Here is a 21,906-nt window from a genome sequence, read left to right as displayed (position 1 = left end):
TTTCTATTTTTGAATACTTATTCATTGATTCCTTTTTTATACTTTTTCAAAACTATATTTTAGAGAACGTTTTCATTTAAGGGAATAAAAAACCACCTTCATTTATAGAAGGTGGTTCCGATTGCAGAAAATGGACTGACTCAAAAAAAGAATGACGCGTCTTTTCACGCCCTTTCCTCATACGAGACACAAGCCAGTTTTCCCGCTCCAGTCGAGCAGGAAAACGGGTCTTGTTTGTCTCTGAAAGCGCAAAATTGCGCTTTTTCCTGTAGGAGTGGCGTGTAACGTGTCATTCTTTTTTATACCGTCAGGAGAATCAGAGAAGCGTTTTGTTCACTCGAAATCGCTTCCTAGGGAATAACAAGCAAGAGCGACCCTGCAGCGAAGCGATGCTTGTCCCTGGAAAAACGATTCGAAACGAACAAAAAAGCGCAATCTTTCTCATCAGACTCATCAGAGAAAAATTGCACTTTGTCTTCAATCTCAATCACCTTCATTTATAGAAGGTGGTTCACACATTATGATTGACGTGGATGTTCCGGGAAGTCCATCTCGTCATAACGAACGATCGACGTTCGATTTTTGAATTTATGTCCTAACCAGAAGGCAAGGAATAATGGAATACCAACATACGTTGCGGCAATTCCGACCCAATCGATTTGATCCGCAAGGAATGCTGCGTAGTTTTGACCAACGATGACGAGGAAACAAAGACCGAATGCGAACAGCGGACCAAACGGGAACGCTGGTGCAACATATGGTAAGTCTTTCAACGAGTGACCTTGTGCAAGGAATCCTTTACGGAAACGATAGTGACTGATTGCAATCCCGAGCCATGCGATGAAGCCTGTCATCCCCGAAGCATTGAGTAACCACAAGTAGACTTGTCCACCAAACATCGACGTCAAGAAACAGAGTGCACCGATTGCTCCTGTTGCGAGCAAAGCGTTACGCGGTACACCGTTTTTCGATACTTTCGCGAACAACTTCGGTGCATCCCCTTGGCGAGCAAGCGTATAAAGCATCCGAGTCGAAGCATACATACCTGAGTTTCCGGCAGATAGAACAGACGTCAAGATGACGGCGTTCATGAGTGCTGCTGAGAAGGCAAGACCCGCTTTTTCAAAGACAAGCGTAAACGGACTAACCGCTACGTCCGTAATGTCATTGGAAACCAAGTTCGGACTCGTATACGGAATGAGCATTCCGATGACGAAAATCGCGAAGACGTAGAAAAGCAAGATGCGCCAGAAGACTTGTTTGACTGCTTTTGGAACATTCTTTTTCGGATCTTCCGACTCACCCGCGGCAATCCCGACCAGTTCTGTACCTTGAAAACTGAATCCGGCAACGAGAATGATACCGATGACGGCAGGAATCCCACCGACGAACGGTGCATCGCCAAGTGCAAAGTTTTTAAAGCCAACCGGTGGCTCTGATGTAAAGACACCAAAAATCATCGCAACACCGACGACTAAGAAGACGATGACGGTAACGACTTTAATCATCGCAAACCAATACTCCGCTTCCCCGAATCCCTTAACGGAGAAGTAGTTCAAGCCAATCATGAGTAAGAGGAACAAGGCACTGAAATAAAATCCAGGAACATCCGGGAACCAATATGTCATGACGATTTGTGCTGCGACGAGCTCGACTGCGATCGTGACTGCCCAGTTGTACCAGTAGTTCCAGCCGAGCGCAAAGCCGAATGATGGATCGACGAATTTCGTTCCATAGGTCGAGAAGGATCCAGCGACCGGCATATACGCTGCCATTTCACCAAGACTTGTCATGAGGAAGTAGACCATCAGACCAACGATTGCATACGATAAGAGCGCCCCACCTGGTCCTGCTGCTGCGACGGAAGCACCGGACGCAATGAAGAGTCCTGTTCCGATCGCTCCACCGATGGCGATCATTGACATATGACGGGCTTGTAATCCACGTTTTAATCCTTCTGCTGTCGAATCTGTTGTTTGTTTCACATCTAGATTGTTCATTTCGTTCGCTTCTCTCTTTAATAAATTTTTGAGAGGACACTTTTTGAATGAAAAAACAAAAAGCGCCCTCATCTTCCAGATGGAAGATGAGAACGCAACATAATAAAATGGATGCGCCTCATTCTACCGTCGTGAAAGATAGCTCTCCACAAGTAGGTGATACCCGACTTGTGACAGTATTAGACCTATTTGATCTAATCCCAATCGATCATCTTCAAAGCGATGATTGATTTCGGCAATTCTTCCTTTCAGGTCACCTCATCTGTCGCTTGACGACATCCGTAACCGTACTCTTAAGAACTGCAACCTCCATCCCACTGGTTGAGTGAGAACTGAATTAAGTTAGTTATTACTACGCCATATTACACAAAACGCCACGAAATTGTCAATTGCCTTTTTCGAATCTGGGGTAGTCGATGGTAAAAATCCGATATGTTTAGTACACTAAATGGTAGAAGTCCACTGAGAGAAAGGATGCTGCTTGCATGCCACAGGAACGTGATTTGCTAACTTATCGACTCGAGGAACAAATGCGTGTCATTCTTCGTACCCTGCGACGTGAACTTAACCGGCTATTTGAAGGAACAGCGACCCGGAGTGAGTTTTTCATCTTACGAAGCCTTTCAGAAAATGGTCCTCAGCGCCCGACGCTTCTTGCGGAACAATTTGAGCTCGCGACGAGTCAAGTCACTGCTTTGACGGATAAGCTGTATAAACAAGGATATGTCACACGGACACGTTCGACGGAAGATCGTCGTTCAATCGTACTCGCTTTGACGGAGGACGGGGAACGTGCATTTCGGGATCTCGAAATCGTCCGGAAAAACTATTTACAAGACCGCTTCGGTACATTGACGGAAGAAGAGCTCGAAACGATGGTTCATGTCTTTGATAAAATTTTACAGACGATGGATGAGGATACCCTTACTTCATCTTCTTAAAAACGGTAGATTTTCTACCGTTTTTTCTATTTTGGTCTAAAGATTTCCCTCTGTCTAACCGTTATCTACTTGAGTATACTGGAAGTATATATATGGAAATCTGTTAGCTGGGGGAGTTGGGAGGATTTGTTGTCCATCATGAATCAATTCATCATTAACTTTTGTCTACTGTTCACAACGATTACTCTCTTGTTCTTACCGTTTCGGAATCAACCGCGTATTTCATTGAACTCCAAATGGAGCATTCGACTTATACTCGGAGCAGTCTCTGGTCTGATTGCGGTCTTATTAATGTTCAATGGGATCCAAATCGATGTCGCCCGTGTTGATTTACGTATCGTTCCCGTCGCGATCGCCATGCTGTTCGGTGGTTTCCCAAGCGCCATCGTTGCAGGAGCAATGATCATCGGGACACGTTACTTTTTAACACCAGTTGATCAAATGGAAGGATTTTATTTATCTACGCTGATCATCGTCTTATTCATCACGACGATTGGGATCATTCGTCGATTCGTCCATGTCTCGATGCGTCATTTTCAACTTATGGTGTTGGTCGGTATTCTCTATTCGTTACCCGCCATCTACATCTTGACGCACAGCTGGTCGACATTCTTTAAAATCTCGATTGCGTACGTCTTCTTTAATTTATTAGCTGGCTTTGTTGCCTTTCGATTACTGACGGAATTACGCCGTCACTTCGAAAACATCCAGTATCAGCAGAAACTCGCCATGACGGATGCTTTGACAGGGCTCGCCAATCGCCGTCGTCTGGATGACTCGCTATCGCTTGTCGGTTCGACCGATCAAGGCTATTCACTTGTGCTCATCGATATCGATTTCTTCAAGCATGTCAATGATACATATGGTCATGATGCGGGCGATGATGTGTTACGCCAACTCGGCATGACTCTCGCTTCCTTGACGCGTCCAGACGACCTCGTCGGACGGTACGGTGGTGAAGAATTTTTAATCATCTTACCAAGTACTTCGGCGAAAGAAGCGCAAAAAATAGCAGAACTAGCTCGGCTGACGGTCGCACGTAACCTGTTCCCGACAGCAGATGTACCTGATCTACAAATTACGATCTCACTTGGGATTTCACATTCCAGTGGTTCGCATACGTCACTTGAAGCATTACAACAGGCAGATAAAGCGTTGTATTATTCAAAAGAAAGTGGACGGAATCGGAGTACGATCTATACGAAAGAACTCGCATTCCGACAGGCTTAAACTGATTGGACACTTCCGCAGGGAAGTGTCTTTTTTACGTCCTCATTCCGTCTCTTTAGGAAAACCGATACTCTCAACCGTTCCAAAGACGATCATCCGACTTAATTGTTCTGCCATATACTCTGATGAATACGGTCGACCGTTTCGTAACCAAGAAATCAACAATCCCAACTGTCCACCAATGACATAGTTCAATAATAAGTCCCGATCGACGAACGTAGCTTCTTCTGTGATTTGCGGTCGAAACACAAGACGATAGTTATCTTTCAATGTATCGAGAAAACGGGAGATGAACGTTTTGATCGGTCCTTGAACGAGCATCGTTTGATAGAATAATTCATTTTCTTCGATATGAATGAACAAACGAGCAAAATAGCGACTCACCTGCTCGACTGTCGGAAAGACAGTTCCTGTACCCGTGATCCGAATTGCTTGTTCAAGTGCCTTCATTTGCTCCTCAACGATTTGGTCGAGCAAATCATACTTATCCGTATAGTGTGCGTAGAAGGTCGAACGGTTCACACCGGCTCCATCCGTCAGCATTTTGACAGTAATACTCGAGAAGCTGTGCGTCTTCAATAAACGAAATAATTCCATTGTAATACGGTCACGTGACCGTTTTGGTCGGGGATCACGGCTCTCATTCATCCATATTTCACTCCTTTTCCATCCTCTTTTCATTAATGAATCCGTTATCATCTATTTTTCCAACATTTTGTCGGAAATTGTCGGTTGTTTGTTAGCTAATGATCCATATAATTAACTATATTAATTACTCCTCCCCCCAGAGGAGTACTTTTTTTGAATCGATTGTACACAAGAAAGGATGCTAACACACCCATGAGTATGAAAAAATTATTGATCATCAATATCGTGACACTCATCGTTTTAATCGGTGGTGGTGTTGTCGGATACTACTATTACGATCAAGCAACGAGCTATGTCAAAACAGACAATGCGAAAATCGACGGTAAGATGATAACGGTTGCGAGCCCGAGCGCTGGTAAATTAACAGACTGGTCTGCGAAAACAGGCGAATCACTCGCCAGTGGAGCAACAGTCGGACACGTCATGACGGCACAAGCCGGACAAAAACCGACGGACCTCTCTGTTTCAATGCCCTCAAAAGCAACGATCGTTCAGTCGATGGCGACAAAGAACGGCTTCGTCGCAGCAGGTACACCTCTCGCCTATGGTTTTGACTTAAACGACCTTTGGGTCACAGCGAACATCGAAGAAACAGAAATCGATGAAATCAAAGTCGGACAAACAGTGGATGTCTATGTCGACAGCTATCCGGACACGACACTTTCTGGTGAAGTCGAGCAAATCGGTATGACGACGGCTTCGACGTTCTCCATGATGCCTTCTTCAAACGGAAACGCGAACTACACGAAAGTCGCACAAGTCATTCCAGTTAAAGTATCACTCTCGCAAGAAAAATCACTCGACATTCGACCTGGTATGAATGTGACCGTCCGCATTCATAAGGATTAAGGAGGGACGTTCATGTCTACTACCTTCTTGTTCGGATACAGTGCGTTCACGATTCTGATCATCATCGGCGTCAACTGGATTGCCCGTCGAAGTCGCTCATCCGACACGGCACTGGCGACGGACGGACCGACACTTGAGGAATCCCTCGAGACGGAACCGACGATGACCGTGACACCACCAGTCGCAGCACCTTCTAAACAGGTATCGACTGAAAACGTCAGTATTCCGAAAGTACTGACGGTCTTACTCATCGGTATGTTCATTGCTATTTTGAACCAAACGTTGATTAATGTCGCGTTACCAGTTCTGATCAATGACTTCAACGTGTCGACGTCCACTGCCCAGTGGTTGACGACGGGCTTCATGCTCGTTAACGGGATTTTGATTCCGATCAGTGCCTTTTTGATGCGAAGCTATACGTTCCGCCAGCTGTTCCTCGCTTCGATGACACTGTTTTTCTTCGGATCGGTCATCTGTTCGATGGCAATGAACTTCCCGGTCATGATGATCGGTCGTGTCGTTCAGGCAGCGGGGGCTGGTATCTTGATGCCACTCGGATCAAACGTCTTCATGACATTGTTCCCACCGCATAAGCGCGGTGCTGCCATGGGAATGCTCGGAATCGCGATGATTCTGGCTCCTGCTGTCGGACCTACGATCACGGGATATGTCATCCAAAACTATGACTGGCACGTCATGTTTTATGCGATGTCGTTCTTTGGATTAGTGACGTTGTTACTCGGTACGGCTTGGTTCCGCCTGACGCAGCCACTCTCGAAACCTTCTTTTGACGCACTGGGCGTCTTATTCAGTACGATCGGATTCGGGAGTCTCCTTTACGGATTCAGTGAAGCCGGGAATGACGGCTGGGATAGCCCGATCGTCATCAGCACGATCGTCATCGGCTTAATCGGAATTGCTGCTTTTGCGATGCGTGAGCTGTCGATGGAAGATCCGATGTTGAATATTCGTGTGTTGAAAGTACCGGAATTTTCGTTCACCCTCTTCATCAACGTCATCGTCACGATGGCGTTGTTCGGTGGGATGTTACTTTTACCGATTTACCTTCAAAGCATTCGTGGTTTTTCACCGGTCGATTCAGGTCTTCTCCTTTTACCCGGATCACTGATCATGGGTATCACCGGACCGATTGCCGGTCGTTTATTTGACCGCTTCGGTATTCGTCCGCTCGCTATCTTCGGTTTGACGTTGATGACGTACGGGACATGGGAATTGACGCAATTGAACATGGATACGTCGTATTATTCCATCATGGGCATCTACATGCTTCGGTCATTCGGTATGGCATTCATCATGATGCCGATCATGACTGCCGGTATGAACGCTTTACCGATGAAGATGATCCCGCATGGAAACGCGACCCAAAACACACTTCGTCAAGTCGCCGGCTCCATCGGAACGGCAATTCTCGTCACCGTCATGACCCGTCAAACGACGGCTCACTTGGCAGACGACGCGAATCAGTTTACGACGATCGACCCGACGCTTTCACAACATTTAAACGATCTTGGACAACAGCTGGGTAGCTCACAAGCCGCTTCAACGAGTTGGTTTACGATGTTGACGAAACAAGCGACGATCCAAGGGATCACCGATGCGTTCTGGATTGCGACCGTCTTATCTGCGCTTGCACTGATTCTGTCCTTCTTCTTGCACGGAAAAAAAGAACCGAATCTGGATTGATTGACGAAAGGGACTGACTCAAAAGTCAGTTTCCACAAAGGTAAGGGTGGCAGAATGATGATCTGCCACCCTTATCTCATAACAAAAAGAATGACGCGTTTCACGCAACTCCTACAGGAAAAAGCGCATCTTTGCGCTGTCAGAGACAAACAAGACCCGCTTTCCTGCTTGAATGAAGCAGGAAAACTGGCTTGTGTCTCGCCTGAGGAAAGGGCGTGAAAAGACGCGTCATTCTTTTTTGAGTCAGCCTCTTTTCTTATACTTTACGAAAAGTTCTTCTTTGCACTTCAGCCTTAAAATCGATACACTAGGAACAATGAGTTTCATATCTAAAGGAGATGCTTTATGGTTGCCTTTCTGCAATTTTATGCGTTCATCTTTGCTTGTTGTTTTGCTTGGCAAGTTGGTCGACCATCCCCTTGGTCACAAAAGATTGTTCGTGCCTTTTTAACAAGTGTCAACGGGCTCTTCGTATTCGCACGTGCCTCGATTTCAATCTTTTTATTGGTTGGACCACTATTACTCGTCACCTATCTTGTCTTCCCACGGTTAATCGCTTTTGAAAATGGTTTAGCGATGGTGATCAGCGTGCTCGTCATCGGACTGGTTGATCGTCTCGTCAGTCTCGTCGTCCTGCCACTCATGCGTTCCTTTTTCTTAAAACGTCAACGCGTCATGCCACAATCGGTGGAAATGGTGCTTTATACGATGGCAATGGCTGTCTTGCTCTTCATTCAGCTTCATGCTGTTCCTGGCGTTCAAATTCATGTAGCATTAACGATTTTCCTTGGTTTTACGATCTATTTCGCCCATTATCTATTTGCCCTATACCGGATTCGTCTTATGAAAAAAAAGCTAACGACTGTTGCTCAAGATCAAGACGAGGAACGAAAAGCCTCTTAATCCGAATGCAACGAAAGATGATTTCCTCACGGGAATCGTCTTTTTTTGTTTTCTGACAAATAACGTTGACAATGATAATCGTTATCATTTATAGTGAAAAAGTACTCAGTGAGGAGATGAAACGGATGCATGCCCAACAAGTGATTGAAACACGCCGGTCGATCCGGTCCTATACGGAACAACCCGTTCCGGTCGAATTGGTAGAAGCATTACTCGACACGGCGATTTATGCCCCGAATCATAAATTACGAGAGCCTTGGCGCTTTGTTCTCGCAATCGAAGACGGACAAACACGGTATGTCGATGCCTTGATGGAATTGCTGACAGCGCGTGGTCAATTCGAGACGAAAACGTCTGAACAACGTCAACAGGCTGAACAAAAATTACGGGAAGTCCCGGTTTATTTAACGGTACTTTGTCAGGTACAAGGGACGCCGGATCAACAGCTAGAGGATACACTTGCAACAGCTGCGATGATTCAAAATCTGCAGTTGGTAGCAACAGAACGAGGTCTTGGATGTTGCTGGAAGAGCGGAAAACACTGGTTCACACCAGAGTATGCCTCACTCGTTGACGCTTCTGAAAACGAACGCGTTCTCGGCGTCATTCAAATCGGCTGGCCTGCCATCGTTCCACCTGTCAAACCTAGAACGTCCGCAAAGGACAAGTTGACGCACTTTTAAGAGGTGCGCATTCTGCGAGCTACCCCTGCTCGCGCCAATCAAGCCCCAATTCAAAAATAAAAACGTTCCGATGACGTCTCTCTCCCCAAACGGAGACGCAATCGGAACGTTTTTCTGTATTCACACTGGTGTTTTCGTATAGACAGGCGCCTCTGGAATCGTGTCATATAACATATGGTCGACGATTCGTTTGGTCGCTTCTCCGTCCTGATACGTAAAGAACTGATTCGCAAATGTCTCGATTTTCTGTGTATCGAATTGCCCACGTTTAATCCAAGCAATGACGTCTTCGAACGTCGACACGATTGGTCCCGGTACGAACGTTTCATATGGGAAGTAGAAATCGCGTTCTGCTTTATACGACTGAAGATCGTTAACGAGAAAAATCATCGGCTTCTGCAACAAGGCAAACTCGAAGATGACAGACGAATAATCCGTAATCAGAATATCCGCAATCTGCATCAGATCATTGATGTCCGGGTAGTCTGTCATGTTAATGATTTGATCCGCATACGCGTCCGGTACGACTGGTGGATTGAGAACGAACGGGTGCATGCGAAGCAAGAGGACTGTATCCGGTCCAAGCTCACGACGGAACTTCTCAAAATCGAGCTCTTGATCGTAATGTGCCGTTGTTTGTCCATTTCCTCGGAACGTCGGCGCGAGTAAGATGATTCGTTTCTTGCGCCATTCTGGATATCGGTCATAGAGCTTTTCTCGAACACGGGCTTGGCGTGCTGTGTTCAGTAGCTGATCCGTCCGTGGAACCCCTAATGGATAGATCCGTTTCTGCTCCATTCCGAAAGCATCCGCATATGGTGCGATACATGCTTCACCGGAAACATAGACCTTGCTATAGTTCCGGTGAATCTGGACCATCTTCAAATAATCATCATCCGGCGAATACGATTTATCAAGCACACTATAGCCGAACTTTTTAAAGGCTCCACAGGCATGCCATAGCTGAATGACTTCTGTTCCTTCCCGTAAGGACGACACATAGACAGGGTAATAATAATCATCAATGATGAAGTAACGAGCAGTCGCTAACTCGTACGTCGCTCGCATCATATGAAAGACGTATTGGATTTGCCCCGCCAACGATTGAGGGAATCGCTTTAACAAAAAAACGTATTCATACCCTAAGTCGCGACGTTCGAGTTCATCGTAGACGGCACGAAAGTTATCGACAAGACGATCGGAACGATACGTCGCAAAGACGACTTTTTTCGGTTGAATCGGTAACCGTTTCGTCAACCAGTACGTCACAGCAAGCAGATAGTGGACCGTCCGTCGTTGCAATAACCGAATTTTTTGTTTCATAGACGATTCTCCTCTTTTTCAGCGCACATCGTTACATGCACCATTCCATGACCGTCTTTCCGAACCGGTTCGTCAAATCGTTTTCAAACGCTTTATGGATATCTTCGATTTGTCGAATTTGGAAGACGCCTGAAACAAGGTTCGATAAATAAGCTGGAATATCAGGATGTGTTTGATACAATTCCATCGTCCGTGCGAAATCAGCCGGTGTACTCCGACTTGAACCATAGACACGAAGACCTTTTTCAAGAATCATCCGTGTGTTAATCGCGACGGCATCTTCTGATACGCCAAGTAACGCCATCGTGCCTTCCGGAATGATATAGTCGATCATCTGATTGATCGCATATTGGCTGCCAATTCCCCCAACACATTCGAAACCGTGGTTGAAGGAGACATCGGCTGGAATCTGATCGATGTGGTACGTCTCGTCTGCAAACGAGAAATAGTCAAGCTTCGACTGCGTTTTGCCAAAGACGAGTAATTTCGCTTCCGGATACAACTTACGTAGCAAGAGTGCTGTGATGAAGCCAAGATTCCCGTCACCCCACACTCCGAACGTCTCGCGACGAGGATGGGCAATCTTTTCGAAACGAGTCAAGGCATGGACCGATACACTGACGAGTTCAGTGAATGCCGCGACTTCAGGGTCAAGATCAGCCGGTACTTCGACAAGGCGGTCTGCTTTTAAGAACACATAGTCTTGCATATAGCCATCGTATCCACTCGAACGGAAACGACTCGTTCGCAAATAGTTTTCACCGATGATGTCATCTTCTTCCGTCGGTGTATTCGGAACCATCGCGACGAGTGTTCCCTTCTTGAATGTTCCACTCGGATCATGTACGACTTTTCCTATGCCTTCATGAATCATGGCCATCGGTAATTTTTTCGCCAATACTTCCGCACTACGGCTACCCGTGAAGTAGCGTTGATCCGCGTGACAAATCGATAAATACGTTGGACGCACGACAACACGATCGGTATTCAATGACCGTTCATCATACGTCACTTCGATTTGACGCGGGGCGACGAGTTGATAGACTTGGTTAATCATTGATGAATCCGCTCCTTCAAGATAGCATTCGCAATCCGTAGGTCGTATGGTGTCGTCACTTTAATATTGAACAGTTCACCCGTGACGAGCGCCACATCTTCTCCTTTAAGTAAAAGAATCTTACAAGCATCCGTCAAAATCGCTCGTTCTTCCGTCGAAAGCGACTCATAATGCGATTTCAACTTCGTGATCTGGAAACTTTGTGGTGTCTGTCCTTGATACATTTGATCACGAACCGGAATATCCGTGATCGTTTTACCGTTCGCTGAAGCGACGATCGTATCGATTGCTGAAATGACCGTATCGCATGAGCCGAATTCTTGTGCTGCTTCAATGTTTTCTTTAATAATGCGGTGCGTCAAGAACGGACGGACGGCGTCGTGTGTGACGATGATATCTTCCTCAGACAGACCGTTTTTCTCTTCGATCCAGTTCACCGCTGCCATGATCGATTCATTTCGATCCTGTCCACCCGGTGTAATGACGAGGCGTTCATCTTTTCCGATGTATTTCTCCAAAATATCGCGCGTATAGTTAATCCAAGCAGTCGGTGTGACGATGATGATGCGGTCAAAATCCTCATGTAATAGGAATTTCTCTACTGTATGGACGATGATTGGACGTTCTCCGATCGATAAGAATTGTTTCGGTCGATCGACATTCCCCATCCGTGTTCCTTTTCCTCCAGCTAAAATGGCTGCATAAATCATCTTCTGACGCAGTGTCTCGTTGGCTCTTTCAAACGAGACGACCTGCTTCCCTCCCTTATGAAATAATCGAATTTCGGTTTTCTTTCCCTAACGTTCAGGGTATGTGTAATGATGCAGTCTGTGTTGAAGTGTTATTTTACAAAAACACAAAAAAATAAAGAAATCCCTATTAATTTTAATGTCTCACGATATAATGAGTGGTGATTTCTAGTTTCACTATACTATGTTCACGTAAAATTTAAAAATCTATCATGATTGTGTAAATGCATTGTAATTATTCAAGCGAGGAGAGATGGTTTTGATAGAAGAGACACTGACCCCTACCTTACATGCTGAGGTCACCTACTTGGAATTAGCTGGAACGACGTTTCGTTTCGAAGCACGTTTAAGTGGATTGGCTGATTTTTTGCGTGCCGAACAAACGTTATTTGAAAATCCTACATCGCAACAGCAACCTGAACTTGAGGAACATGACGATGAGTATATTCAGTCTGAACCTACTGAAGCATTGGTACCGCTTGAACGTGCCATCGTCTTTCGTAATAAACGAAACAAACGGACGTTCATTTGCCGCTTTCCGTTCGAAGGTGACTGGACGGAAGAGTCCTTTACAGGCGAATTGAATCTGAATCATATCACGCCGACCGGTCGTCCATTGCCGATGGGCTATTTTGATGCGTTCTTCGCCATCGTCCAAGGAAAGACGATCTTACATGAAGCGCCTTTTGGTGATACGCGTTCGTTAATCCCAGTCGCTTACCGCGTCGATACAAAACATAGTAACGCCTTGATCTTACTCGAATATGAACTTGTCGTGCAGTATTCGGAATACAGCAACTCTTTAGGTTTCCATTCCCTGAAGAAAGGCGAATCGAAACGTCTAATCCAAGTCATCGATCGCTATAAGAAGTGGAAGAAGAACATGAAGAAGCGCGCGTTCAAGTTCCGTCGTTTTACATTTAAGGCGATCTATAACGTTACGAAATGGACGCAACCAATTCAAGAGAACAAAGTCATCCTCGCTTCGGATTCGCGGAGTGATATCAGTGGGAACTTTGCTTATATCTTGGATGAAGTCAAACGCCGCGATTTAGATCTTGATGTGAAAACCTTCTTCAAACCGAATCTTCAGTCTCGTCGTGATTGGCGTGACAAATTTGCCTTGCCATACCACTTAGCGACAGCAAAGACGATTCTTGTCGATGACTTCTATCCGATGATCTACCCGTTGAACATTCGTAAAGGCAGTGATTTGGTTCAAGTCTGGCATGCCGTTGGCGCCTTCAAGACATTCGGGTATAGCCGTCTCGGAAAACCAGGTGGTCCAAGCGCGAACTCGCTCAGCCATCGAAATTATACGAAAGCGATCGTCAGCTCGCATAATGTCGCCCGTCATTATGCTGAAGGCTTCGGGTTACGGGAAGATCAAGTCATCGCGACCGGTATTCCACGGACGGATATGTTCTTTGATCAACCGTTCATCGAGGAAGCGAAAGCACGTATCTATGAGGAATATCCCATCTTCAAACAAAAGAAAGTCATCATGTTCGCGCCGACGTTCCGAGGAAATGGTGCGAAGAGTGCCTATTATGATTTTGATCAACTCGATCTCGATGCGCTGTACGAAGCACTTCATGAGGAGTACGTCTTCGTCCTTAAACTGCATCCATTCATTCGCCGCCGAATGGAGATTCCAGAAGTCTACGCTGACTTCTTCCTCGATTTAACGGATCATCGTGAAATCAATGAGTTGCTGTTCGTCTCAGACATCTTGATTACGGATTACTCATCGACGTGTTTCGAGTTCTCCCTATTGAATCGACCGATGTTGTTCTTCGCGTATGACCTTGAGGACTATATCTCAAAACGTGATTTCTATTACGACTTCGAGGAATTCGTTCCGGGTCCAATCGTCAAGACATCAGAAGAGTTGATTGAACGGATTAAAAACAAAGACTTCGAAATGCATAATGTCAAAGCATTCGCAGAATATTTCTTTGAACATCAAGACGGAAAATCGAGTGCCCGGTTTGTTGATCAAATCCTGCTGGGTGAGAAAAAATGAATCGCCCCATCAAACCAGTGACCACGCCAACGTACGATCATTGGCTTGGGAACTATAAGGTCTTACTCATCTTCATGGTCGTCTTTGGTCATTTGATCGAGACGTTTCGAGATTTACCGGGAAACGATAGTGTGAGAATGGCGTATAACGTCATTTACTTGTTGCACATGCCTGCCTTCATCTTCATGAGCGGCTATTTTTTCAAACAAGTTCGACCTCAACGCATCCTCGCATTCGTTGCCCTGTATTTCATCTGGCAATCGATTCACGAAATCTATTTGTCCTACACGCAGGATGATTCCTTACATGAGATGCTCGATGGGTTACTCCATCCGCTCGTTCCGAATTGGACGCTTTGGTATCTGCTCGGGATCATCATTTGGCAAACCGTCACCCCGGCATTCCAGGTGATGCGTTTCCCGCTGATCGTCAGTGTCTTATTTGCTTTGTTGATCAATGCCAATCCAGACTCGATCACGAACTTCCTGTCGTTACAAAAAGTCGTCAGTTTTTATCCGTTCTTTTTGATGGGTTACCTCGTCAAAGAGCGTGGTTGGTTAACTGACGCTGGCTGGCGAAAGCAGATGACAGCACCGATCGGTCGACTGACCGGACTAATCGTCTCGCTCTTGATTGCCGTCTTCATGATTCTCTGGACAAAAAATGGATTTGATACGGTCTGGCTCTTCTACCGCGACACCTACGGGGAATTTGAAGTCTCGCTTCTAAAGGGAGCAGCGATTCAATTGTTCCTCTATGCCGTCAGTACGATCATGATCTTCTCGGTCTTGTTGCTCGTGCCGCACCGGTCATTCGGAGATCGATTCGACCAGATCGGCATACAGACGCTTGCGATCTACTTGATTCACTCGTTCATCGTCCGTTTGTTCCGTGATTCGGTTCCACCAGCCATTACGGAGTCGCCACTGTTACTAATCGGACTGTCCTTCTTGCTCGCTACCGGATTCGTCTGGTTGCTGTCGAGTCGACCCGTCGTGACGATCTTCCGACCGTTGCTATCACCGAACATCAAATGGTTATTAAAAAAAGAACAATAAGTCTGAACTGACTTCATCCTTCTCAAAGGATGGAGTCTTTTTTGAATCCTCGACTCGTCTACATTGACAGGTCCTTTAGCTTGAATCTAAGATAATGAAGGTGAAACAAATAACCGCTTACAGAAAGCGGGTCGAAAGAAGGGGTCCCCTTGCACGCGGATCAACGAAAAAAATTAACGGTCCTCATGATCAATATGTTTATTGCGGTCGGGAGCTTCGGGATCATCATTCCGATTCTACCCGCTTACTTAGCTTCGATTGGACAAGGTGGGACGGCGGCTGGATTAATGATCGCCATCTTTGCAGGAGCACAACTCGTCATGTCACCGATTGCCGGAAAATGGGCGGACCAATACGGTCGTCGCAAGATGATCATCTATGGATTGATCGGCTTGACGCTCTCGATGTTCGTCTTCTACTTCTCAAATTCCGTCACGGTTCTTTACATCTCGCGCGCAATCGGTGGTGCCGGTGCCGCCCTTCTGATTCCAGCCATCTTTGCTTACGTCGCGGACATCACGACGATGGATCAACGCGCAAAAGGAAACAGTTACGTCTCAGCTGCGATGTCACTCGGAATCGTCATCGGTCCTGGAATCGGTGGATTCCTTGCCGAATACGACTTAAAATTGCCACTACTCGTCTCAGCGATCGTCTCGGGGGCAGCCGTCTTGTTCAGCGTCCTGTTACTTCAAGAAAGCGAAAAACACGATGCGACAGCGATGGCACCAGACGAAGGTTCGATGCTCAAGAAACTGGGGACATCATTTAAGAAACCGTACTTCGTACCGCTCGTCATTACACTCGTCATGAGCTTCGGTCTCATGGCATACGAATCAGTACTTGGTCTATTCGTCGATGACCAATTCGGTGCTTCACCGAAAGACATCGCGATCATGGTGACGTCGACCGGGATCATCAGTGTCATTGCTCAAATCTTCATCGTCGATAAGCTGTCACGTAGTCTCGGAGAAGGAAAGGTCTTGAACCTATTCCTGTTCATCGCAGCGCTCGGCTTCCTATTGTCATTATTGACATCAAGTTACGGTGGATTCTTTGCGATCACCCTCGTCATCTTCCTTGCGACATCGATTTTACGTCCCGTCTTGAATACGATGATTTCAAAACTCGCTGGTAATGAGCAAGGGTTTGCTATGGGGATGAACAACGCCTACATGAGTATCGGGAACGTGCTCGGACCGACGCTTGCAGGTGTCCTATATGACGTCAATATTCTCTATCCGTTTGCACTCGGTCTGATTTTCCTCGTCGTGACGTTCATCGGATCGTTCATCTGGCAGAAACGTCAATCGCGTTTAATTAAAAAAGTCGAACAAACTTCTTAACGTCAAAAAAGCAATGCGCTCCCGATTTTTTATTCGGAAGCGCATTGCTTTTTCATTCATTCATTGCTTTTAAGTCACCTGTTCCAAAGTCAGCATCAAAGGCACGACACCAAATGACGACACGGCTATGTTTCGTCAAATCGACGTCTTTTGGAATCACATAGTTCTGATTTCCTTGATTCCCTTTTAAGGCACCGAGACGAATTCCATCTGCTGTATCTTCACCGGGTTCGACCAAATACACAAACAGATCCGGACCGTTCGTCGTTTGAAAATCTTCAAAACGTAGATACAACGTATCGTCTACAGTTAGCGTCTTAACGTCCCCTGATGTTTTGTAATTTTTTTCACCGTTCATGAATGTACCTGATAATTCAGCTTCTGTTTCTTCAGGAGAAGGTTGTGACGTTTCGGGGGTGTTTTCCTCCTCTTTTTGTTCCACTGTCGAAGAACCTGGCGGCAGTCCTTCATCGACTGATTCATTCAAAAAAAGAGGTGATGCGAGCCACCAAACTAAAGCCAGTACGAAAACAATGACGATTCCCACGATGACTTTTGATCCTGTTCGCACTACTTCCACTCCATTCCTCTATTAGAGAATCGCAATTTAACCGTATTGTTTTTGATGTTCCCGTTTTAACGCCAAGTACTCTTCATCCGCCCGAATCAAATCCCATTTTTCTTGGAAGATGGCCGCAGATTTTGCTTTTTCTTCGTCGATCTCGCGCGTGTGCAATTCTTTGGTCTCTTTATCTTTATATTTGCGCCCACCCTTATAGTTCGCATAACGTCGTGCGCGCGTATGTCCCATCTGAATGAACTTCCGCGCCATATCCATACCGACGAAGTCTCCGTCTTCTTTATAAGCTAAATACATCTCATAAATTTTCTCAGACGATTCCTTTGCGATGTCCGGCGTCTTAAAACGCCAATGCGGCAAAATCTCACTTTTATAAGGTTCGACGAGTAAGACCCCTTGCTCCCCGCGTCCAACCCGGTACTTTTCCGGCTCCTTACGAAAATCAGTCGTCTTGAAATCGAGATCGTAATCAAACGGCATCCCGGTCACGCTCCCTTCTACTTCGAAACGTTCCCTTCCCGTCCGTTCATCAATCCTCGATCCGGTAGAGTCCTTGCGTATAAATCGTCGCTAAGACGTGCGCAATCTCTTCGATCGTCGCTGTCGCCTCTTCGCGGACGACTTCGAATAAATACATCTCATTCGCAAAGAACCAACCACGGGCGACGAGTTTCGAGTCGACATCCTGCCGCGCAAGTCCTGTCTCCTGCGCATACTGGATATCCTGACTGATCCGATCAATGAACCGTTCCCGAATCGCTTTCCATTTAGCACGGACGATGTAAGACATGCCGATCGCTTGCTCGACAACCCGTAGTATCGCTCGTTCTTCTTCCGCGAGACGCAAGAAATCCGTCGCTTGCGTCACGATGCGTTCCTTTGCCTCTAGCGGCGTCGTCGGTTCGAATGTTCGTTCCGCGATCGCGTGGAAGCGGCTCATGACATCTTCCATCAGGACGACGAGCAGCTCATCTTTTCCTTCAAAATGGACATAAGCCGTTCCGTAGCCGACGCCCGCTTGTTTAATTACTTGTGAAATCGTTGCCGTTTGAAACCCTTGTTCTAAGAAGACGTCACGTGCCGCACTCAACAGTTTCTCGCGTGTCCGCACCGTGCGCAGATGACGTTTATCGATTTTTTCTGGTTGAGAAGATGACATATCCTTCACTCCTTTTGTTTTCTCTATTCGATAATATTGACACAATGTCAATTTGTTTGCTACGCTTTTGTCAAAATTGATTGAGCATTCATTTGAGGAGGATGACGTATGACACTGCAAGCAAAACGGAGCGATGCTGTTACTCAGGATGAGCAAGATGCACTCGCTGCCTATCGTGATGAGTTTTACCTGCAACCGGGTAGTATCTATATGGACGGAAACTCGCTCGGCTTATTGTCGAAGCGTGCTGAGAAGACGTTGCTCGAGTCGCTATCAGACTGGAAAGAACTCGGAATCGATGGCTGGATGAAAGGACGTCATCCTTGGTTCGAATTATCGGAACGTCTCGCTGCTCTCAACGCTCCGCTCGTCGGCGCACAAGCAGAAGAAGTCATGGTAACCGGTTCGACGACCGTCAATCTCCATCAACTCGTCGCGACATTCTTTCAACCAACGGAAGGTCGAGACAAGATTTTAGCGGACGCGCTGACGTTCCCGTCGGACATCTATGCCCTCCAAAGCCAACTTCGCTTACGTGAACTGGATCCAGAGACACACCTCGTCCAAGTTCCGAGTCGTGACGGTCGCTTTTTAGAGGAAGACGATATCATCGCCGCGATGACGGATGATATCGCGTTGATCGTCTTGCCGGCGGCACTTTATCGAAGTGGACAAATTCTCGATATGGAGCGTTTGACGAAGGCGGCACACGACCGTGGCATCCTGATCGGTTTTGATGGTTGCCATTCCGTCGGAGCCGTTCCCCACGCGTTCCATGACTGGGGTGTCGACTTTGCCTACTGGTGTAATTACAAGCACTTGAACGGCGGTCCTGGAACGGTTGGTGGATTGTTCGTCCACGAACGTCATTTCGGAACGTTGCCTGGTCTGACGGGCTGGTTCGGTTCGCGGAAGGATAAGCAGTTCGATATGGATCATACGATGACACCGGCGGCACATGCCGGTGCCTTCCAGATCGGGACACCACACGTCTTAAGTCTCGCTCCACAAATCGGTGCGTTAGAGATGTTTGACGAAGTCGGTATCGAAGCCGTTCGGACAAAATCACTCGCGCTGACGCAGTACATGATGGAACTCGTCAAGCAGGAACTCACACCGTACGGTTTCGTCATCGGAAATCCGATTGACGATAAACGCCGCGGAGCGCATCTCAGCCTCGAGCACCCGGAAGCAGCACGGATCTGTAAAGCACTCAAGGAAAATCGGATTATCCCCGATTTTCGGGCGCCAAACATCGTCCGTCTAGCACCCGTCGCGCTCTACAATACGTTTACCGATGTCTATGACGTCGTCGCGACACTCAAACGAATCATGGAAGATAAAGAATACGAACGTTTCGCGAATGAACGCGAAGTCGTTGCTTAAGGAGTACACCATGGAACAACCTACTGAACTACGGCGTGAACTCAAGACACGCCAACTCACGATGATTGCAATGGGCTGTGCGATCGGAACTGGTCTCTTCCTCGGAAGTGGGCTTGCGATCGGGCTTGCCGGACCGAGCGTTTTGATCAGTTACGCTGTCGGCGCCTTCATCGTCCTACTTTTAATGGGCTGTCTGGCTGAAATGACGGTCGCTCATCCAACATCTGGCTCGTTCGGTACGATTGCCGAACGATACATTAGTCCATATGCGGGTTTTCTCGTCCGCTATTCATACTGGATCGCAAACGTTCTCGCGATCGGCGTTGAAGTCAGTGCGATTGCCATCTATATGAAATACTGGTTCCCGGACGTTCCCGGAGTCGTCTGGATTCTCGTATTCGCTGCCGCGTTGATTTACATCAATGCCACGACAGTCAATACGTTCGCGACCTTCGAATACTGGTTCTCAGTCATTAAAATCAGTGCCATCTTGCTATTCATCCTGCTCGGTGCCTACTTGGTCATCGGTAGTCCAAGTCCTGAGATTGGTCCACAAAACTTCACAAATGACGGTGGCTTCATGCCGTTCGGTTTCTCAGGTCTCTGGATCGCGATCTTCATCTCCCTGTTCAGCTTCCTCGGAACGGAATTGATTGCCGTAACCGCTGGTGAAGCGAAGGATCCAGATGTCGCCGTACCGAAAGCATTAAAAGCGACAGTCTTCCGTCTCTCGACGTTTTATGTCATCACGATTGCTTTGATGTTGATGATCGTTCCATGGCAACAAGCAGGCGGTGTCGATCAAAGTCCGTTCGTTAAAGTAATGGAGATGCTATCGATTCCATATGCAGGCGGCATCATGAACTTCATCATCCTGACGGCGGCGCTGTCTGCGATGAACAGTCAACTGTATGCTTCGACACGGATGATGTATTCGTTATCGAAGGCAACGTATGCGCCAAAAGTATTTGGGCGCTTGAATCGAAAAGGTGTACCACTCTTCGCACTCGCCTTGTCGACACTCGGGATTTTTCTCGCGGGGATCATCAGCAGTCAATCGAGCGTTTCTTATCCATTCATGATGGGGATTTCGATGTTCGGGGCGATTTTCACATGGTTCATGATTTTCATCTCCCATCTGTACTTCCGTAAAGCATGGGAACGTGAAGGTGGACGGACGTTACCGGTCCGGATGATGGGCTATCCGTATTTGACTGCCCTCGGTGCATTGTTGTTATTCGCACTCGTCCTAACGACATGGTTCACAGATTTTCAAATCGTCTTGAAGTTTGGTGTCCCGTGGTTAGTGTTCTTGTCGATTGCCTATTTCTTCTGGAAACGGGCGCATCCGGAACAACCACAGACCGCTGAAAAACGAAAACTGAATTAACATGATAAAGGGGCTGAATGGGAATGACAAAGACAGATCCTACGTCTATTGAAGCATCGATTCAAACGGATTTTAAGAAAGATATGTCCTACGGGGATTATTTGCAACTAGATCCATTGCTTACGAGTCAACATCGCTTATCGGGGCATCATGACGAGATGCTGTTCATCATTATTCATCAAACGAGCGAGCTCTGGATGAAGCTGATCCTGCATGAGATGCGAGCAGCGACGCAAGCGGTCGCAAACGATGATCTCGAATCATCCTTTAAGATGCTCGCACGTATCTCAAAGATTCAGCACCAGTTGATTCAGTCGTGGAATGTCTTGTCGACCTTGACCCCTGCCGAATATCTGGAATTCCGTGACGCGCTTGGTCACTCATCCGGTTTTCAATCGTATCAAAACCGTCAAATCGAATTCGCGCTCGGCTTCAAGAATGAGCAGATGCTAAAAGTGTATGCGCATGACGAAACACTCTATCCGATGATGCTCGAAGACTTGAAGACACCAAGCATCTACGACGAAACGATCCGGGCGATGGCGCGCCATGGGCTACCGATCGACCAATCCGTCCTTGATCGTGATGTCACGCAAGACTGGACGCCGAATGCAAGTGTCGAAGCAGCTTGGGCGACCGTCTATCGGGATGTTGAACAATACTGGGATCTGTATGAGCTCGGTGAAAAACTACTTGATATCGGGAGCCAGCAGCAGATGTGGCGCTTTAACCATATGAGTACCGTCGAACGGATCATCGGACAAAAGCCAGGAACGGGCGGTTCTTCTGGTGTCAGTTATCTACGACGTGTGCTCGACCACCGATTCTTCCCGGAACTGTGGTCAGTCCGCACGACATTATGAGGAGGATGAAG

The 21,906-nt window shown here is 46.9% G+C and carries 20 protein-coding genes and 1 riboswitch; of the genes, 12 read left to right on the top strand and 8 right to left on the bottom strand.

The features are described from left to right. Nucleotides 1–518: 518 nt before the first annotated feature. Nucleotides 519–2,000 carry an amino acid permease gene (locus KNQ09_RS12010; RefSeq protein WP_055969897.1) on the bottom strand — a complete coding sequence of 494 codons (1,482 nt, stop codon included), beginning with the start codon at nt 1,998–2,000 and terminating at the stop codon, nt 519–521. 131 nt (nt 2,001–2,131) lie between these two features. Next, nucleotides 2,132–2,320, bottom strand: a riboswitch (Lysine riboswitch). Nucleotides 2,321–2,485: 165 nt separating this feature from the next. On the opposite strand from KNQ09_RS12010, the gene KNQ09_RS12005 reads away from it, so the two are divergent. Beyond that, the gene (locus KNQ09_RS12005) at nt 2,486–2,941 is read left to right on the top strand and encodes a MarR family winged helix-turn-helix transcriptional regulator (protein WP_058265451.1); all 456 of its coding nucleotides are present in this window, start codon (nt 2,486–2,488) and stop codon (nt 2,939–2,941) included. 138 nt (nt 2,942–3,079) lie between these two features. Then, the gene (locus KNQ09_RS12000; protein WP_231884709.1) at nt 3,080–4,171 is read left to right on the top strand and encodes a diguanylate cyclase; all 1,092 of its coding nucleotides are present in this window, start codon (nt 3,080–3,082) and stop codon (nt 4,169–4,171) included. A 42-nt stretch (nt 4,172–4,213) separates the two neighbouring features. Here the strand turns inward: KNQ09_RS12000 and KNQ09_RS11995 are convergent, their stop codons facing one another. Then, complete coding sequence (locus KNQ09_RS11995; protein ID WP_050677328.1) at nt 4,214–4,819, bottom strand: TetR/AcrR family transcriptional regulator; 606 nt, start codon at nt 4,817–4,819, stop codon at nt 4,214–4,216. Between the two features lie 192 nt (nt 4,820–5,011). Between KNQ09_RS11995 and KNQ09_RS11990 the strand changes: the two genes are divergently transcribed. The 4 genes from KNQ09_RS11990 (at nt 5,012) to KNQ09_RS11975 (ending at nt 8,958) form a co-directional block, all read left to right on the top strand. Next, entirely contained in the window at nt 5,012–5,668 is a 657-nt protein-coding gene (locus KNQ09_RS11990) for an HlyD family secretion protein (RefSeq protein WP_035399222.1), read from the top strand. A gap of 12 nt (nt 5,669–5,680) precedes the next feature. After that, the gene (locus tag KNQ09_RS11985) at nt 5,681–7,372 is read left to right on the top strand and encodes a DHA2 family efflux MFS transporter permease subunit (protein ID WP_214858667.1); all 1,692 of its coding nucleotides are present in this window, start codon (nt 5,681–5,683) and stop codon (nt 7,370–7,372) included. A 345-nt stretch (nt 7,373–7,717) separates the two neighbouring features. Continuing rightward, entirely contained in the window at nt 7,718–8,275 is a 558-nt protein-coding gene (locus KNQ09_RS11980; RefSeq protein ID WP_023466728.1) for a hypothetical protein, read from the top strand. 125 nt (nt 8,276–8,400) lie between these two features. Then, entirely contained in the window at nt 8,401–8,958 is a 558-nt protein-coding gene (locus tag KNQ09_RS11975; protein ID WP_023466727.1) for a nitroreductase family protein, read from the top strand. 120 nt (nt 8,959–9,078) lie between these two features. Here the strand turns inward: KNQ09_RS11975 and KNQ09_RS11970 are convergent, their stop codons facing one another. The 3 genes from KNQ09_RS11970 to KNQ09_RS11960 are packed head-to-tail and all read right to left on the bottom strand — an operon-like array spanning nt 9,079 to nt 12,048. Then, entirely contained in the window at nt 9,079–10,281 is a 1,203-nt protein-coding gene (locus KNQ09_RS11970; RefSeq protein WP_214858666.1) for a CDP-glycerol glycerophosphotransferase family protein, read from the bottom strand. A 31-nt stretch (nt 10,282–10,312) separates the two neighbouring features. Further along, nucleotides 10,313–11,338 carry a ribitol-5-phosphate dehydrogenase gene (locus KNQ09_RS11965; RefSeq protein WP_029343156.1) on the bottom strand — a complete coding sequence of 342 codons (1,026 nt, stop codon included), beginning with the start codon at nt 11,336–11,338 and terminating at the stop codon, nt 10,313–10,315. Beyond that, on the bottom strand, nt 11,335–12,048 hold the full coding sequence (locus KNQ09_RS11960) for an IspD/TarI family cytidylyltransferase (RefSeq protein WP_214858665.1): 714 nt from the start codon (nt 12,046–12,048) through the stop codon (nt 11,335–11,337). Before KNQ09_RS11960 ends, KNQ09_RS11965 begins: the two co-directional genes overlap by 4 nt. Nucleotides 12,049–12,346: 298 nt before the next feature. On the opposite strand from KNQ09_RS11960, the gene KNQ09_RS11955 reads away from it, so the two are divergent. The 3 genes from KNQ09_RS11955 to KNQ09_RS11945 all read left to right on the top strand — a co-directional run bounded on the left by KNQ09_RS11955 (nt 12,347) and on the right by KNQ09_RS11945 (nt 16,517). Continuing rightward, nucleotides 12,347–14,113 (top strand): CDP-glycerol glycerophosphotransferase family protein, encoded by a 1,767-nt coding sequence (locus KNQ09_RS11955; RefSeq protein ID WP_231884708.1) that lies wholly within the window; start codon nt 12,347–12,349, stop codon nt 14,111–14,113. Then, entirely contained in the window at nt 14,110–15,171 is a 1,062-nt protein-coding gene (locus KNQ09_RS11950) for an acyltransferase family protein (RefSeq protein WP_064300477.1), read from the top strand. Before KNQ09_RS11955 ends, KNQ09_RS11950 begins: the two co-directional genes overlap by 4 nt. Before the next feature lie 149 nt (nt 15,172–15,320). Next, complete coding sequence (locus tag KNQ09_RS11945) at nt 15,321–16,517, top strand: MFS transporter (RefSeq protein WP_214858663.1); 1,197 nt, start codon at nt 15,321–15,323, stop codon at nt 16,515–16,517. A 52-nt stretch (nt 16,518–16,569) separates the two neighbouring features. Here KNQ09_RS11945 and KNQ09_RS11940 read toward each other — a convergent pair whose 3' ends face one another. From KNQ09_RS11940 to KNQ09_RS11930, 3 genes are read right to left on the bottom strand one after another with little or no spacing between them, the layout of a single operon-like run. After that, entirely contained in the window at nt 16,570–17,097 is a 528-nt protein-coding gene (locus KNQ09_RS11940; protein ID WP_214858660.1) for a DM13 domain-containing protein, read from the bottom strand. A 27-nt stretch (nt 17,098–17,124) separates the two neighbouring features. Then, nucleotides 17,125–17,577, bottom strand: coding sequence for a DUF4385 domain-containing protein (locus KNQ09_RS11935; RefSeq protein WP_023466724.1), 453 nt, complete (start codon nt 17,575–17,577; stop codon nt 17,125–17,127). A gap of 49 nt (nt 17,578–17,626) precedes the next feature. Then, nucleotides 17,627–18,256 carry a TetR/AcrR family transcriptional regulator gene (locus KNQ09_RS11930; RefSeq protein WP_214724822.1) on the bottom strand — a complete coding sequence of 210 codons (630 nt, stop codon included), beginning with the start codon at nt 18,254–18,256 and terminating at the stop codon, nt 17,627–17,629. A gap of 108 nt (nt 18,257–18,364) precedes the next feature. On the opposite strand from KNQ09_RS11930, the gene kynU reads away from it, so the two are divergent. From kynU to kynA, 3 genes are read left to right on the top strand one after another with little or no spacing between them, the layout of a single operon-like run. Continuing rightward, entirely contained in the window at nt 18,365–19,642 is a 1,278-nt protein-coding gene (kynU, locus tag KNQ09_RS11925) for a kynureninase (RefSeq protein WP_214858659.1), read from the top strand. Nucleotides 19,643–19,652: 10 nt separating this feature from the next. Beyond that, entirely contained in the window at nt 19,653–21,032 is a 1,380-nt protein-coding gene (locus tag KNQ09_RS11920) for an amino acid permease (RefSeq protein ID WP_251133565.1), read from the top strand. 23 nt (nt 21,033–21,055) lie between these two features. Continuing rightward, nucleotides 21,056–21,895 carry a tryptophan 2,3-dioxygenase gene (gene kynA, locus KNQ09_RS11915; RefSeq protein ID WP_149426635.1) on the top strand — a complete coding sequence of 280 codons (840 nt, stop codon included), beginning with the start codon at nt 21,056–21,058 and terminating at the stop codon, nt 21,893–21,895. Nucleotides 21,896–21,906: the final 11 nt, after the last annotated feature.

The sequence above is a fragment of the Exiguobacterium sp. s191 genome, from assembly GCF_018618955.1.
Taxonomy (GTDB): domain Bacteria; phylum Bacillota; class Bacilli; order Exiguobacteriales; family Exiguobacteriaceae; genus Exiguobacterium_A; species Exiguobacterium_A abrahamii.
The sequence above is the reverse complement of the archived record's forward strand: the minus strand, read 5'-3'. Positions and strand labels throughout refer to the sequence as shown.

What these genes read in the sequence shown, in the direction of transcription:
- KNQ09_RS11965 (WP_029343156.1), bottom strand. Translation starts at nt 11,338, where the DNA reads ATGATTAACCAAGTCTATCAACTCGTCGCCCCGCGTCAAATCGAAGTG.
- KNQ09_RS11930 (WP_214724822.1), bottom strand. Translation starts at nt 18,256, where the DNA reads ATGTCATCTTCTCAACCAGAAAAAATCGATAAACGTCATCTGCGCACG.
- KNQ09_RS11980 (WP_023466728.1), top strand. Translation starts at nt 7,718, where the DNA reads ATGGTTGCCTTTCTGCAATTTTATGCGTTCATCTTTGCTTGTTGTTTT.
- KNQ09_RS11920 (WP_251133565.1), top strand. Translation starts at nt 19,653, where the DNA reads ATGGAACAACCTACTGAACTACGGCGTGAACTCAAGACACGCCAACTC.
- KNQ09_RS11960 (WP_214858665.1), bottom strand. Translation starts at nt 12,048, where the DNA reads ATGATTTATGCAGCCATTTTAGCTGGAGGAAAAGGAACACGGATGGGG.
- KNQ09_RS11975 (WP_023466727.1), top strand. Translation starts at nt 8,401, where the DNA reads ATGCATGCCCAACAAGTGATTGAAACACGCCGGTCGATCCGGTCCTAT.
- KNQ09_RS12010 (WP_055969897.1), bottom strand. Translation starts at nt 2,000, where the DNA reads ATGAACAATCTAGATGTGAAACAAACAACAGATTCGACAGCAGAAGGA.
- KNQ09_RS11950 (WP_064300477.1), top strand. Translation starts at nt 14,110, where the DNA reads ATGAATCGCCCCATCAAACCAGTGACCACGCCAACGTACGATCATTGG.
- KNQ09_RS11970 (WP_214858666.1), bottom strand. Translation starts at nt 10,281, where the DNA reads ATGAAACAAAAAATTCGGTTATTGCAACGACGGACGGTCCACTATCTG.
- kynU (WP_214858659.1), top strand. Translation starts at nt 18,365, where the DNA reads ATGACACTGCAAGCAAAACGGAGCGATGCTGTTACTCAGGATGAGCAA.
- KNQ09_RS11935 (WP_023466724.1), bottom strand. Translation starts at nt 17,577, where the DNA reads ATGCCGTTTGATTACGATCTCGATTTCAAGACGACTGATTTTCGTAAG.
- KNQ09_RS11990 (WP_035399222.1), top strand. Translation starts at nt 5,012, where the DNA reads ATGAGTATGAAAAAATTATTGATCATCAATATCGTGACACTCATCGTT.
- KNQ09_RS12005 (WP_058265451.1), top strand. Translation starts at nt 2,486, where the DNA reads ATGCCACAGGAACGTGATTTGCTAACTTATCGACTCGAGGAACAAATG.
- kynA (WP_149426635.1), top strand. Translation starts at nt 21,056, where the DNA reads ATGACAAAGACAGATCCTACGTCTATTGAAGCATCGATTCAAACGGAT.
- KNQ09_RS11985 (WP_214858667.1), top strand. Translation starts at nt 5,681, where the DNA reads ATGTCTACTACCTTCTTGTTCGGATACAGTGCGTTCACGATTCTGATC.
- KNQ09_RS11995 (WP_050677328.1), bottom strand. Translation starts at nt 4,819, where the DNA reads ATGAATGAGAGCCGTGATCCCCGACCAAAACGGTCACGTGACCGTATT.
- KNQ09_RS12000 (WP_231884709.1), top strand. Translation starts at nt 3,080, where the DNA reads ATGAATCAATTCATCATTAACTTTTGTCTACTGTTCACAACGATTACT.